Below are 13,757 nucleotides of genomic sequence, written 5' to 3' on the forward strand. Positions count from 1 at the left end.
TTACTCCTGTTCCGGATTGCGCAGGTAGTATCCGACGCCGCGCCTTGTCACGATCCATGCCGGGTGGCTCGGATTGTCCTCAATCTTCTCGCGGAGGCGGCGAATCGTCACGTCGACCGTCCTCACATCACCGAAGTAATCATAGCCCCAGACGGTCTGGAGCAAGTGCTCGCGTGTCATGACCTGCCCGATGTGCTTGGAAAGATAGTGGAGCAGCTCGAATTCCCGGTGGGTAAGCTCGATCGATTCGCCGCGTTTTTGGACAATGTAGGCGTCCGGTTGGATTGTCAGCTGGCCGACGGTGATGTCGTTGGACACTTCCTCTTCCGACTCAGCGGGAGCGGTTTGGTGACGGCGCATATTGGCCTTCACACGTGCAATCAGCTCACGGGTGCTGAACGGTTTTGTGACATAGTCGTCCGCGCCGAGTTCCAGCCCGAGAACTTTGTCGATTTCAGAGTCCTTGGCCGTCAGCATGATGATCGGAAAGTCATATTTCTTTCTAAGCTCGCGGCAAACTTCCATGCCGTCCTTTTTCGGCAGCATGATATCCAGCAGCGCAAGGTCAGGAACAGTTTCTTCCACACGTTCCAGCGCTTCTTCGCCGTCATATGCAGTGATGACATTGTAGCCTTCTTTTTTCAGATTGAATTGGAGGATGTCCGCAATCGGTTTTTCATCATCCACTACAAGAATGGTCTTGTCCATGATGGTCTTCCCTTCTCATTATCAGGTTCGGTCCTGTTTCCCTTATGCTATCACGAGTTTGCAAGTTCCGCATCTTTGTGAGGTTGACTCTCAACCTATTTAACTGTCCGCAGGCAAGTTGTCCGAAACTGCAATGGAGAGTGTCGAATCCGGGAAATAAATGATTCATTTCCCGGGCAATAATCGTCTCGGAACGACATATTTCCCGAGTATATGACTGTAAGATGCCGGATGCTGAAAAGGACGGCGGCCCTGCGGCCTGCCGTCCTTTCTGCATGATTCGATTACTGGCTTACAACGGTAAGCGGATTGATGAGCTGTCCGTTCTTGCGCACTTCGAAGTGAAGATGCACGCCTGTTGACCTGCCTGTATTGCCCATCACGCCAAGTTTCTGGCCTTGGGCAAGTTTCTGGCCGGGTTTGACACTAATCGATTGCAGGTGGGCATACAGTGTCGTATAGCCGTTTCCATGGTCAACCACGACCCGGTTTCCGTAGCCGCCCTGAGGGCCGGTTGCGGTGACGGTGCCTGCGTCAGACGCAAGGATCGCCTTGCCGCTCGGGCGGGCAATGTCGATACCGTTGTGCTGGCGTCCCCAACGAGGTCCTTTCTTGCTCGAAACGTAGCCGCCCTGCGCCGGCCAGGCGAATTTCCCTGTGGACACGCCCGGCACGGCCTTTGTGCCCTTCAGGATCAGTTCATCAACCGGCTCTTCGACAACCTTGTCTTCCAGAACTTTCTCGGATACTTTTTTCCCGTTCACGGTTTCCGTGACCGAAGTCATTTCTTTTTTGCCGTCTTTCCCGGCTTGGGCAATTTTCTTCTCGCCTTTCAGCAACGTTTCATCATCTTTCATGACCTTCTTATGCGCGATTGGCGAAGCTTCACGATGCTTCCGGGTGACGGAGACTTCCACGTACGGCTCCTCGACAATGACCTTTACTGTTTCTCCGGCAGCAAGTGTCTCCTGTTCGCCCATTCCTCCGTTTAGCTCAAGGAGCTGTTCCATGCTCATGCCGTGTGACTTTGCGACTTTCTCGGGCGTGTCACCCTCTCCCGCGGTATAGTCATGCTCTGCAGGTTTTCCGGAGCGAAGCAGCTCAAGGGCATCTTCTTCCGTCTTGATGTTCTCGGGGTCGGTATAAACTTCCTTTGCCTGCAGGTCCGCCTTCAGGGAAAGGTGCGTCACCTGTGTCTGACCTTCTTCGGGCTCAGGAAACTCACCGGATTCCCGTGCAGCTTCGTAGTCTGCCAGTTCTTTCTCGGTCACGTGGGTCAGCTTGACGCCGCGGATCACCCGGTTGAATGCTTCCGGGTCCTTCAGGTGGAACAGGGTTTTTCCCTCCACCTGGACTGCGACAGACTTCGCTTCGACAGCGAGTGTTTGATCAAGAGTTTTCTTCACGGATTCTTCATCAGCGGATTCGGAGCTTCCGAAAACTTTCTCCTTTACGACAGAGAGATCACGGCCGACGACGAGTTCAAGGTCTTCGTGGGCATCTTCCGCTTTTGCCTTCTTGTCATTCACTGCATGGTCGATGACTTCCGGGCTCTTGACTGTTCCGATGTATTCGCCGCCTTCATAGACGTGATATTGGTCGTGGAGGCTTTCTTTCGCGAATCCCGTACCGGTGAAGAGAAGGGAGCCCAGGAGCACCGTCAACAAAACTTTCCTGATCTTCCCCTTCTTCTTTTTCCCGGAAGATGGAGAGTTTGCACTGTAATTATCTGTGTTTCCTTGCATCTCATTCCCTTGTCCTTTCTGCGTTTCTCTATCTATGTCTCTGTATTTATAATCTTAGCCTTAGCCACTTTAACAGCTACCTATATATAGGCACAAGCAATGCGGGCCATTTGTAATGCAACTGTAAAATGGGACCCAATACCCAGTCGGCATTCCAAAATATTCGTCGATTATTTCATCAGAATGACGGCTGTGACAGCAGAAGAAATACAGAAACAGGAAGAGTTTAACGTGCAAATTGGCGGAAACGAAAAAACCACCCTCCGGATCGGAGAGTGGCTTCACTTGCCGGCTTAGCGCCAGACGCTCTTGATGACGTTGGTCTGTGTGCGGTCAGGACCGACCGAGAAGATGGAGATCTGGACGCCTGTCAGCTGGGCAATGCGCTCCAGGTAATGGCGTGCATTTTCCGGCAGTTCGTCCAGGGAACGGACACCTGTGATGTCTTCGCTCCAGCCCGGCATTTCTTCGTAGATCGGCTCGCAGTCGTCCAGCACCCGCAGATTCGCCGGGTACTCGGTGATCAGCTCGCCCTTGTAGCGGTATGCCGTGCAGATTTTGACCGTCTCGAGACCCGTCAGCACATCGATGGAGTTGACCGTCAGATCGGTCAGTCCGCTCACGCGGCGCGCATGGCGGACAACGACGCTGTCGAACCAGCCGATGCGGCGCGGGCGGCCTGTGGTCGTGCCGTATTCCTTGCCCACTTCACGGATGCGATCGCCGACTTCGTCAAACAGCTCTGTCGGGAACGGGCCGTCGCCGACACGGGACGTGTAGGCCTTGCAGACCCCGACCACATGATTGATCTTTGTCGGGCCGACGCCCGCACCGATCGTGACGCCGCCCGCCACAGGATTCGATGACGTGACGAACGGGTATGTCCCCTGGTCGATGTCGAGCATGACGCCCTGTGCTCCCTCAAAAAGGACACGGCGGCCTTCATCCAGTGCGTCGTTCAGCACTTTGGATGTATCTGTCACATATTGTGCGATCTTCTGTCCATACTCGTAGTATTCGTCGAGGATGTCTTCCACCTTGAAGCCTTCTGTCTCATAGAACTTCTCAAGCAGGCGGTTTTTCTCCTTCAGGTTGCGGGTCAGCTTTTCCTCGAACACTTCCTTGTCGAGGAGGTCGGCGATCCGGATGCCGATCCGGCCGGCCTTGTCCATATAGGCAGGGCCGATTCCCTTGCCGGTCGTGCCGATCTTGTTGTCACCCTTGCGGAGTTCTTCGACTTCATCGAGCTTGATATGGTAAGGCAGGATGACGTGCGCACGGTTCGAGATACGGAGATTGTCCGTCTCCACACCGCGTGCATGAAGCCCATCCAGCTCGGTGACAAGCGCCTTCGGATCAACGACCATACCGTTGCCGATGACCGATATTTTATCCTTGTAAAAAATCCCCGACGGAATCAGGTGAAGCTTATACGTTTCCCCGCCGAAAATGATCGTATGACCGGCATTGTTACCGCCCTGATAACGGGAGATGACCTCCGAGTTTTCCGAAAGAAAGTCGGTGATCTTCCCTTTACCTTCGTCTCCCCACTGCGTTCCGACTACCACCACTGATGGCATAGATCTGCACCTCCGATGGACGGTCTATTGTTCACGTCCGATTTCAAACAGATATAGTGTACCAATGATCCGATAACGGGTCAAGAAAAACCCGAACGCACAGATGCACTCCAGCATCGAACGTTCGGGTTTTGGAAGTCATGCCGGCGGTGCCTCATGCTGGCTCCAGTCAACATTGACGAATTTGTTATATTCTTTTACAAAAGCAAGCTTTACTGTGCCGGTCGGGCCGTTCCGCTGCTTCGCGACGATGATTTCAATCATGTTCTGGTCTTCGGTTTCTTTGTCGTAATAGTCCTCACGGTAGAGGAAGGACACGATGTCGGCGTCCTGCTCGATTGAACCCGATTCACGAAGGTCGGACATCATCGGTCGCTTGTCCTGACGCTGCTCGACCCCACGGGACAGCTGGGACAGGGCGATGACCGGGACTTCCAGCTCACGGGCAAGCCCTTTGAGTGAGCGGGAGATCTCGGAAACTTCCTGCTGCCGGTTTTCGCCGGGCTTGCCGCTGCCCTGGATCAGCTGGAGGTAGTCGATCATGATCATGCCGAGTCCGTGCTCCTGTTTGAGCCGGCGGCATTTCGCGCGGATTTCGCTTACCCGGATGCCCGGAGTATCATCGATATAAATACCGGCGTTCGACAAACTGCCCATCGCCATCGTGAGCTTGCGCCAGTCTTCGGCTTCAAGCGCGCCGGTCCTGAGCACTTGCGCGTCGATATTGCCTTCCGCGCAGAGCATCCGCATGACCAGCTGGTCTGCGCCCATCTCGAGACTGAAGATGGCGACATTTTCTCCGGCCTTCGTCGCCACGTTCTGTGAAACGTTCAGCGCAAAGGCCGTTTTCCCGACGGATGGCCGTGCAGCGACGATGATCAGATCGTTGCGCTGGAAACCCGCCGTGATGTGATCGAGGTCACGGAACCCTGTCGGGATTCCGGTGACCTCGCCTTTTCGGGTATGGAGCAGTTCGATATTGTCGTACGTCTGGACGAGGACATCTTTGATGTGCTTGAAGTCGCCCGCATTTTTGCGGCTGGCGACTTCCATCATCTTTTTCTCGGCCTCTGCAAGCACCGCATCGACCTCGTCCTCACGAGTGAAGCCGTCCTCGACGATGCCCGTCGCGGTCCGGATCAGCCTCCGGAGAAGCGCTTTTTCCTCTACAATTTTTGCATAATACGCGACGTTCGCCGCAGTCGGTACGGCATTGGCGATCTCCGTGAGGTAGGAGATGCCGCCGACGTCCTCCAGCTCTTTCTTGGCTGAAAGCTCTTCTGTGACGGTAACGACGTCGATCGCTTCACCGCGGTCGCTGAGCGTCACCATCGTCCGGAAGATTTTCTGGTGGGACACCCGGTAGAAGTCCTCCGGCACAAGCGTCTCCGCCGCCGTGATAAGCGCCTGCGGTTCGAGGAAAATCGCCCCGATCACCGACTGCTCGGCTTCATTACTATGCGGCGGGACGCGGTCAAACTGCTGTTCCATTCCGTTCTCTCCTTATTCTTCCGTCACATGCACCTTGAGCGTCGCGGTGACGTCCGGATGGAGCTTGATCGGAACATTGGTATAGCCGAGCGAGCGAATCGCATCCGGCAGGTCCATTTTCCGCTTGTCGATTTTGATGCCCTGCTGCTTCTCGAGCGCGGAGGCAATTTGCTTCGACGTGATCGAGCCGAACAGCCGGCCGCCTTCGCCGGATTTTGCCTTGAGCTCGACAGTCAGCTGCTCAAGCTTGGCCTGCAGTTCTTTTGCTTCGGCCAGCTCCTGTGCGGCATCTTTCTCTGCCCGCTTTTTCTGTCCTTCCAGCTTGCTCAGGTTTGCCGGCGTCGCTTCAACGGCAACGTTGTTCTTGAACAGGAAGTTTTGTGCGTAGCCGACGGAAACTTCTTTAATTTCACCTTTTTTTGCTTTGCCTTTTACGTCTTTAAGGAAGATCACTTTCATTCTTCAGTTCCCCCTTCTGTCATTTCACTGATGGTCTCCTTCAGCAGCGCTAGCGCCTCACTGACGGATTCCGTATCAAGTTGTGCAGCTGCATTGGTCAGATGGCCGCCGCCGCCGAGCCGCTCGGCGATCAGCTGTACATTCAGGTCGCCGAGCGAACGGGCGCTGATCCCGACCCGTCCTTCGGGCCTGAGCGCCACGACAAACGAAGCGACGACGCCTTTCATTGTGAGCAGCGTATCCGCCGTCTGCGCAACGAGAACCGGGCTGTGGGGCTCTCCTTCCGCGCCGTGTGCGATGGCGATTCCGCCCTCCAGCACCTCGACGGTCCGGATAATGTCCGCACGCTCCAGATAGGTTCCGATTTCTTCTCTCATGAACCGCTGGATCAGCACCGTATCGGCACCGTTCGACCGGAGATAGGAAGCGGCCTCGAACGTGCGTGAGCCTGTCCGGAGCGTAAAGCTCTTCGTATCGACAACGATGCCCGCAAGCATCGTCGTAGCCTCAAGCGGCGAGATTTTCTCGCCTTTCGGCTGGTATTCCAAGAGTTCGGTGATGAGTTCGGCCGTCGAAGATGCATACGGCTCCATGTAGACAAGAAGCGTGTCCTCGATGAATTCCTCGCCGCGGCGGTGATGATCGATGACGACCGTCTTTTCCGCCTTGCCGAGAAGCCGCTCATCAACGACAAAATTCGGTCTGTGCGTATCCACGATGACGAGGAGCGTCCGGTCGGTAATGATGCCGAGCGCCTCGTCCGGTGTAATGAAGTGCCTGAACAGGTCCGGCTCCGAGCGGATTTCCTCCATAAGGCGGATGACACTTGCATCGAGTTCGTCCGGATTGATGACGACATACCCCTCGACACCATTCAGCTGGGCCATTCTGCGAACCCCGACGGCCGCACCGATGGCATCCATATCGGGAAGCTTATGCCCCATGATAATCACTTTGTCGCTTTCCTGAATCAGATCGCGCAAGGCATGCGAGATGACGCGCGCCCGGACGCGTGTCCGTTTCTCGACAGGGTTCGTCTTGCCGCCGTAGAATTTAACGCGGCCGCTCGGCTGCTTGATCGCGACCTGGTCGCCTCCCCTGCCGAGGACAAGGTCAAGACCCGATTGGGCAAGTTCCCCGAGCTCCGGAAGAGAAGCGGAATCTGCACCGATACCGATGGACAGAGTGAGCGCGGAGCTTTCGCGCGCCGTTTCTTCCCGGATCTTGTCCAGGATTCTGAATTTGTCCTTTTCCAGTTCATGGAGAATCGACTCGTTCAGTACCGCGAGGAACCGGTCCGAGCTGAACCGTTTCACGTAAATGCCGTATTCGGCTCCCCAATCATTGACCCTGGTGGTTACCAGGCTGTTCAGGCGGCTTTTCGTCTGGTCATCCATGCCGGAGGAGAGTTCATCATAGTTGTCGACCAAAATCATGCCGAGAACGGTTCGATCGGCGTAGTAGAGTGTTTCAATTTCAAGCTGCTCGGTGATATCGAACAGGTAGAACAACTTTTCTTCCGGCTTGTAGATGACTTTGTACTGTCTGTTGCCGAGGGAGATGACCCCCTCCGGGTCGGCGCCTTCCTTGACGAATGAGCGGAAATCCTCGGACAGCCCGAACAGTTCCTCGCCGATGAGCGTATCGTGCTCAAGCAGCTGGGACATGTACGGATTCGCCCATTCGATCGTGAATTGGTCGTTGATGAGGATGATCCCGATCGGCATCTCGAGCAGTGCTTCCTCACCGACCTTCTTCATCCGGACCGAAAGGTTTTCGATATGCTTTTCGGTCTCTGCATAAGTCCTTGCCTCGGTTTTCCAGGCGGCAGCCAGCACAAGGATGGCAACCATCAGCCATGCTGCCGCCACCCATTCATTGTATAACCAGATCGGGACGGTCGCCCCGAGAACAATCACCGTCAGGACCGCAAGCGGTGTCCGGATCGGCCGTAGTCTGAAAAAACTTCCCATTCGTCAGCCACTCACTTTCCTTTGCTTCCCGTAATGTACCCCCTCAGTTTGAACCCGATGTCGATGATCCCGAGCAAAGAGATGATCGGGAACAGCAGCGGTGCCAGGAAGACCGCGAACACAAGGAGCCAGCCCGGTTTGCCGGAGGCATGGAGAAGATATGCGATCAGCGACAGACCCTGCAGGAAAAACAGTGTCCGCAGGATCAGCAGCGCATTCATGACGATCAGATAGCCCGTCGAACCGGGCTCAAATTCCCCGATCAGCGACGCGATCAGGATGATCACGTAGTAGATAAGAAGAACCGCCGGCAACTTCATGTCGCGGAACGGAGGAAACTTCGGCACTGCCGTCCCCAGCTTCCGCATGACCGGGAAAAGAATGGCGAGCGTCACAAAGGCGGTTGCGTAGGAGACAAAGATGAACGCGGAAGGAATGAGCGTCTCTACCTGCAAAAGTGCGGCGGATACCATCTCATCATATTCCGCAGGCTTCTGGCCCATGCGGTCCATCAGTTCGCCCGCCTGCGCGTACATGTCGCGCATCTGTCCGGTCAGCTCGGCGATGATATTCAGGTTCATCAATAACGCGGCAGCCGCGTATTGCAGCACCCCGGTGATGAGAACCGCGAGACCCGATGCCATGAACATATATAATTTGGATTTGCCAGTCCTCACGCCATCCCCGATGATGAAACCGACGGGAGCGTTGAGCAGGGCCAGAAGCAGCCCGCCAGGACCGGCGATCAGGAGGGAGAGGATGACCCCGGCGCCCGTCACTGTCAGCGAGGGGCCGCGGCTGTAGCGCGCGCTGTAGAGCGCCAGCGGAAGCGGGATAAAGAACACCGTGATCACACCGAGGACCGGCACGTAGTAAGTGATGGCCGCAAGCAGTGTGAACAAGGCGGCCATCATCGCGCCGAAGGTCAGTCTTCTCGCGTTGTCGTTACCCATGGTCAGCCTTCTTTCAGATAGGATATCCACCAGATTTCCAAGTGGAATCTTCCTATCATTGTATCATGTTTTGCCGTAGGGACCAAAAAGGGACGGGCTCCCGGCGGCTGCCCGCGGGGTCCGTCCCATGATAGAAAAAAGACATCCCGGCAAGGGCCGGAACGTCTTTTGTTCTCATGTTTAGCGTTCTTCCGCTGTGAATGGAAGAAGGCCCATGATCCGGGCACGCTTGATGGCAACTGTAAGCTTGCGCTGCCATTTTGCGCTAGTACCCGTCACACGGCGTGGGAGGATTTTCCCGCGCTCGGAGATGAATTTTTTAAGCATATCGACGTCTTTGTAGTCGATGTGCGTGATGTTGTTGGACGTGAAGTAGCAGACCTTACGGCGTCTGCGTCCGCGACGTGGTGCCATACTGGTTCGCCTCCTTTACTCTTGGTTTTACCGGCGTGATGATCAGAACGGCAGGTCGTCGTCCGATACTTCGATCGGTCCGCCGCCCGGCGAGAACGGATCATCATCCGTGCGTGTATAGTTATTCTGGTTCGGGGATTGCCCCTGATAATTATTGTTATTGTTGTAGGACGGCTGGCTCTGCTGAGGCTGTCCGCCGTAGGACGGCGGTGCCTGTTGGCCGCGGTCGCCGCCCGCTCCGCGGGGCTCGAGGAACTGGACGCTGTCCGCCACGACTTCCGTCATGAAGACACGCTTTCCGTCCTGGCCGTCGAAACTGCTCGTCTCGATGCGGCCATCGATACCCGCGAGGCTTCCTTTCCGGAGGAAGTTGGCCACGTTCTCGGCTTGCTTCCTCCAGGTCACCACGTTGATGAAGTCCGCATCCCGCTCCCCGCGCTGGTTCGTGAACGGACGGTTCACGGCAAGGGTGAAGCGGGTGACGGCGATGCCCGACTGCGTGTATTTCAGTTCAGGATCCTTCGTAAGTCGGCCGACCAGGACAACACGGTTAATCATCAGACAACAACCCCCTTTTGTGGTTTCTGTTTAACGGAGAATCACTTCTCGTCTTCGCGGATCGCGATGTGACGGATGATGTCTTCGTTGATATTGGCAAGACGTGTGAATTCATCGATCGCAGTTGTAGGCGCGTTGGTTTTTACGATGTGGTAAACCCCTTCGCGGAAGTCGTTGATCTCGTAAGCGAGACGACGCTTGCCCCATTCTTTCGACTCGATGATTTCCGCGCCGTTCGAAGTGAGTACTCCGTCGAAACGCTCAACAAGAGCTTTTTTCGCTTCGTCTTCGATTTTCGGCTGGATGATGTACATGATTTCGTACTTGTTCATCAAGATGTCACCTCCTTGTGGACTTGTGGCCGGCCGCGATGCGGCAGGCAAGGAGTAAAATATTCAATACTTACTCACATCGGTTTATTCTACCATGGTGCCTGTCCGTTTTCAACTATTTTCTATGGAAAGTCCGGAGAGAGAAGTTGGCGTATAATTTGTTGTATGGAGCAGGTTGATTTACGCGTCGGGCGCTCGCTTTCCGCGGGCGGTCCGCGAGCCTCCTCGGGCTATGCCCTGCGGGGTCTCGCCTGGCCCGCTGTTCCCGCAGGAGTCTCACGCCCTCTGCTCCAATCAATTTCAAAATCACATTCATTGAAATCAGACAAACATCATTTCAGGGGGATGGTTAAGTTGAATCTAGAAGAGTTGGAATCACGGGAGCCGGATCGGGTGATTGATCTGGATCTGCGGCGGGTGATGAAGCAGAGTCTTTGGCTGACCGGCGGGGGTGCGGCCGTTCTTTATCTGGTCAGTTTTCTCATCCGGGGAGAGCTTTCGGTGTCCGTCTCGTTCGGGGGCTTCATGCTCGGATTGCTGCTGTTCGCCGTCGGCTACGTCGTGCTCATCGTGCTGCATGAGGCGTGCCACCTTCTCGGTTTCCGGATTTTCGGCGGCGTGCCGTTCCGGAAAATGGCCTACGGGGTGAACCTGGAGATGGGCATCGCGTATGCGACGACCGAGATTCCGCTCCGGAACCGGCCGATGCGGCGAGCGCTGCTCCTGCCGCTCTGGCTCACCGGAATTCTGCCGGGCATCATCGGCATCTGGGTGGACAGCCATCTCCTGATTCTGCTGTCGGCCTTTCTGATCGGCGGGGCGGCGGGTGATCTGGAGATGAACCGCCAGCTCAGAAAGCTTCCGGACAACTGGCTGATCCGCGATGATCCCGAGAAACCGAAGCTGTATGCCTATGATCCGCAAGGAAAGGCGGCAACACAGGCAGATGGCACAGACCCCGGAAACTGAGTGTCCACTTGGGGTGCAGGCCTGTCGGGATTGCGGATATGGAGCGAGCGCTCGCTCAAGTACTGGAAAACCGCGCATAGAACCCTATGCGCGCTTTCCGGAGTTCTATGCGCGCTTCCGGGTGTCTATGTCACTTCAAGACTTTTTCTTTTATATGTAAAACCCCGGTTCCGCATCGAGCGGAACCGGGGCTATTTCGTGTAAATCAGACGTTAAAGCGGAACAGCATGACATCGCCGTCCTCGACGACATATTCTTTGCCTTCCAGGCGGACTTTTCCCGCCTCCTTGGCAGCGGCCATCGAACCCGCCTCTAGGAGGTCCTCATAGGAGACCGTCTCCGCACGGATAAAGCCGCGCTCGAAGTCGGTGTGGATGACACCGGCACACTGCGGAGCCTTCATGCCTTTGCGGAATGTCCAGGCGCGCACTTCCTTCTCACCGGCCGTGAAGTAGGTGGCCAGTCCGAGCAGGTTGTAAGAAGCGCGGATCAGCTGGTCAAGGCCGGCCTCCTCGATACCGAGTTCCTCAAGGAACATCGCTTTTTCGTCATCATCGAGTTCGGCCATTTCTTCCTCGATTTTCGCGCAGACGACAATGACTTCTGCATTGTCGCCTTTTGCGAATTCGCGGACCTGCTGGACGTATTCGTTGTTGTCCGGATCCGAAATCTCGTCTTCCGAGACGTTTGCAACGTACAGCATCGGCTTGATCGTGAGCAGGTTCATGCCCTTGATGACCTTCAGCTCGTCCTCCGTGAAGTCGACCGAGCGGGCCGGCTTTTCATCTTCAAACGCTTCTTTCAGGCGCTTCAGGATCGGCTCTTCCACAAGGGCTTCCTTGTCCTTCGACTTGACCATCTTCGACACGCGTGTCAAGCGCTTGTCCACGCTTTCCAGGTCGGCGAGGATCAGTTCGAGGTTGATGACTTCGATGTCATCAATCGGGTTGACCTTGCCGGAGACGTGGGTGATGTTTTCGTCGGCAAAGCAGCGGACAACCTGGCAGATTGCGTCGACTTCTCGGATATGCGAGAGGAATTTGTTGCCGAGGCCTTCGCCTTTGCTGGCGCCTTTGACGATGCCCGCGATATCGGTGAACTCGAATGCGGTCGGGACCGTCTTTTTCGGTTTGACAAGTTCCGTCAGTTTGTTGAGGCGTGCGTCAGGCACTTCAACGATCCCGACGTTCGGGTCGATCGTGCAGAACGGGTAGTTGGCCGCTTCCGCTCCGGCTTTGGTGATGGCGTTAAACAGTGTGGACTTCCCGACGTTCGGGAGCCCGACGATACCGGCAGTTAATGCCATGGTTTCCACAACCTTTCAATCTATATCCAAAACATTAAACAGTCTGATTCAATCCCTACAACTTTATAAGTATAAGAAGAAAAGGCAGGGATGTCCATCATTCCTCTGCCTCTGCGCGTCCAAGCACTTTCTTCATCTTTTTCTCGAATTCCCGCCGCGGAATCATGACGCTGTGCTGGCATCCGGTGCATTTGATCCGGATGTCCGCTCCAAGCCGGATGATTTTCCAGGCGTTTGTGCCGCACGGGTGCGGCTTTTTCATCTCAACCACGTCTCCGATGCCGTATTCCTTCGGCTCCACCGGGACCACCTCCGGATTCTGCTTTTATCCTGATTCTAACATGTCATTCCGACGGTTTCGAATCCACCATGACCATTTTCGGATACGGGATCTCAATTCCGTTTTCCTGAAGGAATTGCTTCAGGTCCATCCTCAGGCGGCGTGCCACGGCAAAGTGCATCATGGGCGCCGTTTCTGCCGTCACCCGAAGGACAACGTGGTGGGGGTCCAGGCTCTGGACGCCGAGCAGGTCAGGAGGGGAAAGCAGATCTGAATAGTTCTCATCGTTTATAAGACCTGCCAGGAACTCCCTGATGAGCGATTCCGCCATCGGGATGTCCGTCTCGTAACCCAGCCGCACATCGATGACCGCCGTCGAATTGTAGATCGAAGAGTTCACGACTTCGGAGATATTGCCGTTCGGGATGATGAACAGTTCTCCCGTATAGGCTTTCACCTTTGTCGTGCGCAGTCCGATTTCTTCAACGGTTCCTTCCGCCTCTCCGATCCTGACATAGTCGCCGACCGAAAACTGATCCTCGAAGATGATAAAGAAGCCGGTGATGACATCCTTCACAAGACTTTGCGCGCCGAAACCGACTGCCAGACCCAGTACCCCGGCACCCGCGATCAGACCGGTGACATTGATTTCGAATATGGACAGCACAGCAAGAATGGCCGCGAAATAAATGACATAGGAAAGGATATTCTCCAGCAGTTTAAGAAGCGTACGCTCCCTCCGCTCCGAAAGCGGCCGTCTCAATCTGACGCTGAATACCCGGCGGATGACGGCTTTTCCGATTCGGACAACCACCGCTGCAAGCAGGATGATGACCAGAATCTTAATGCTGATAAATCCGATCTTCAGCCAGAGCCCTTCATCCAACAGCATGTCCTTTACCTGCCTGATCAGGTCGAATGACTTTCTGAATTCTTCGGTGACTTCCGCCTGAACCGGTGTTTCTTTAGCCACGACTCCATCCACCTCC

The 13,757-nt window shown here is 55.3% G+C and carries 14 protein-coding genes; 1 reads left to right on the forward strand and 13 read right to left on the reverse strand.

The genetic code is table 11. From position 1 onward, the window contains the following. The 10 genes from yycF to rpsF all read right to left on the reverse strand — a co-directional run bounded on the left by yycF (position 1) and on the right by rpsF (position 10,213). Positions 1–708 (reverse strand): response regulator YycF, encoded by a 708-nt coding sequence (yycF, locus tag KHA84_RS02655; RefSeq protein ID WP_213421916.1) that lies wholly within the window; start codon positions 706–708, stop codon positions 1–3. Positions 709–992: 284 nt separating this feature from the next. Next, positions 993–2,366, reverse strand: a complete 1,374-nt coding sequence (locus KHA84_RS02660; protein ID WP_336511072.1) for a peptidoglycan DD-metalloendopeptidase family protein — start codon at positions 2,364–2,366, stop codon at positions 993–995. 380 nt (positions 2,367–2,746) lie between these two features. Then, a complete protein-coding gene (locus tag KHA84_RS02665; protein WP_213421926.1) occupies positions 2,747–4,033 on the reverse strand; it encodes an adenylosuccinate synthase in 1,287 nt (428 codons plus the stop codon). 138 nt (positions 4,034–4,171) lie between these two features. Next, positions 4,172–5,524 (reverse strand): replicative DNA helicase, encoded by a 1,353-nt coding sequence (dnaB, locus tag KHA84_RS02670; RefSeq protein WP_213421928.1) that lies wholly within the window; start codon positions 5,522–5,524, stop codon positions 4,172–4,174. A 12-nt stretch (positions 5,525–5,536) separates the two neighbouring features. Then, entirely contained in the window at positions 5,537–5,983 is a 447-nt protein-coding gene (gene rplI / locus KHA84_RS02675) for a 50S ribosomal protein L9 (protein WP_213421930.1), read from the reverse strand. Further along, complete coding sequence (locus KHA84_RS02680) at positions 5,980–7,956, reverse strand: DHH family phosphoesterase (RefSeq protein ID WP_213421932.1); 1,977 nt, start codon at positions 7,954–7,956, stop codon at positions 5,980–5,982. The genes rplI and KHA84_RS02680 overlap by 4 nt, the downstream gene beginning before the upstream one ends. Before the next feature lie 11 nt (positions 7,957–7,967). Then, positions 7,968–8,909 carry a YybS family protein gene (locus KHA84_RS02685; protein ID WP_213421934.1) on the reverse strand — a complete coding sequence of 314 codons (942 nt, stop codon included), beginning with the start codon at positions 8,907–8,909 and terminating at the stop codon, positions 7,968–7,970. A gap of 180 nt (positions 8,910–9,089) precedes the next feature. Beyond that, entirely contained in the window at positions 9,090–9,323 is a 234-nt protein-coding gene (rpsR, locus tag KHA84_RS02690) for a 30S ribosomal protein S18 (RefSeq protein ID WP_213421936.1), read from the reverse strand. Between the two features lie 42 nt (positions 9,324–9,365). Then, the gene (gene ssb / locus KHA84_RS02695) at positions 9,366–9,881 is read right to left on the reverse strand and encodes a single-stranded DNA-binding protein (RefSeq protein ID WP_213421938.1); all 516 of its coding nucleotides are present in this window, start codon (positions 9,879–9,881) and stop codon (positions 9,366–9,368) included. A 41-nt stretch (positions 9,882–9,922) separates the two neighbouring features. Then, on the reverse strand, positions 9,923–10,213 hold the full coding sequence (gene rpsF / locus KHA84_RS02700) for a 30S ribosomal protein S6 (protein WP_092097734.1): 291 nt from the start codon (positions 10,211–10,213) through the stop codon (positions 9,923–9,925). A 345-nt stretch (positions 10,214–10,558) separates the two neighbouring features. Here rpsF and KHA84_RS02705 point away from each other — a divergent pair, with 345 nt between their 5' ends. Further along, complete coding sequence (locus tag KHA84_RS02705; RefSeq protein ID WP_236823053.1) at positions 10,559–11,182, forward strand: DUF3267 domain-containing protein; 624 nt, start codon at positions 10,559–10,561, stop codon at positions 11,180–11,182. A gap of 205 nt (positions 11,183–11,387) precedes the next feature. On the opposite strand, the gene ychF is transcribed toward KHA84_RS02705, so the two are convergent. From ychF to KHA84_RS02720, 3 genes are all read right to left on the reverse strand, one after another. Further along, positions 11,388–12,488 carry a redox-regulated ATPase YchF gene (ychF, locus tag KHA84_RS02710; RefSeq protein ID WP_213421945.1) on the reverse strand — a complete coding sequence of 367 codons (1,101 nt, stop codon included), beginning with the start codon at positions 12,486–12,488 and terminating at the stop codon, positions 11,388–11,390. A gap of 97 nt (positions 12,489–12,585) precedes the next feature. Further along, on the reverse strand, positions 12,586–12,789 hold the full coding sequence (locus tag KHA84_RS02715; protein WP_213421947.1) for a DUF951 domain-containing protein: 204 nt from the start codon (positions 12,787–12,789) through the stop codon (positions 12,586–12,588). 43 nt (positions 12,790–12,832) lie between these two features. Further along, positions 12,833–13,660 carry a mechanosensitive ion channel family protein gene (locus KHA84_RS02720; protein WP_213422013.1) on the reverse strand — a complete coding sequence of 276 codons (828 nt, stop codon included), beginning with the start codon at positions 13,658–13,660 and terminating at the stop codon, positions 12,833–12,835. Between the last annotated feature and the right edge of the window lie 97 nt (positions 13,661–13,757).

Origin of the sequence: Bhargavaea massiliensis (genome assembly GCF_018390575.1) — a bacterium.
GTDB classification, from domain to species: domain Bacteria; phylum Bacillota; class Bacilli; order Bacillales_A; family Planococcaceae; genus Bhargavaea; species Bhargavaea massiliensis.

What these genes read in the sequence shown, in the direction of transcription:
- yycF (WP_213421916.1), bottom strand. Translation starts at nt 708, where the DNA reads ATGGACAAGACCATTCTTGTAGTGGATGATGAAAAACCGATTGCGGAC.
- KHA84_RS02665 (WP_213421926.1), bottom strand. Translation starts at nt 4,033, where the DNA reads ATGCCATCAGTGGTGGTAGTCGGAACGCAGTGGGGAGACGAAGGTAAA.
- dnaB (WP_213421928.1), bottom strand. Translation starts at nt 5,524, where the DNA reads ATGGAACAGCAGTTTGACCGCGTCCCGCCGCATAGTAATGAAGCCGAG.
- rplI (WP_213421930.1), bottom strand. Translation starts at nt 5,983, where the DNA reads ATGAAAGTGATCTTCCTTAAAGACGTAAAAGGCAAAGCAAAAAAAGGT.
- KHA84_RS02680 (WP_213421932.1), bottom strand. Translation starts at nt 7,956, where the DNA reads ATGGGAAGTTTTTTCAGACTACGGCCGATCCGGACACCGCTTGCGGTC.
- KHA84_RS02685 (WP_213421934.1), bottom strand. Translation starts at nt 8,909, where the DNA reads ATGGGTAACGACAACGCGAGAAGACTGACCTTCGGCGCGATGATGGCC.
- rpsR (WP_213421936.1), bottom strand. Translation starts at nt 9,323, where the DNA reads ATGGCACCACGTCGCGGACGCAGACGCCGTAAGGTCTGCTACTTCACG.
- ssb (WP_213421938.1), bottom strand. Translation starts at nt 9,881, where the DNA reads ATGATTAACCGTGTTGTCCTGGTCGGCCGACTTACGAAGGATCCTGAA.
- rpsF (WP_092097734.1), bottom strand. Translation starts at nt 10,213, where the DNA reads ATGAACAAGTACGAAATCATGTACATCATCCAGCCGAAAATCGAAGAC.
- KHA84_RS02705 (WP_236823053.1), top strand. Translation starts at nt 10,559, where the DNA reads ATGGTTAAGTTGAATCTAGAAGAGTTGGAATCACGGGAGCCGGATCGG.
- ychF (WP_213421945.1), bottom strand. Translation starts at nt 12,488, where the DNA reads ATGGCATTAACTGCCGGTATCGTCGGGCTCCCGAACGTCGGGAAGTCC.
- KHA84_RS02720 (WP_213422013.1), bottom strand. Translation starts at nt 13,660, where the DNA reads ATGCTGTTGGATGAAGGGCTCTGGCTGAAGATCGGATTTATCAGCATT.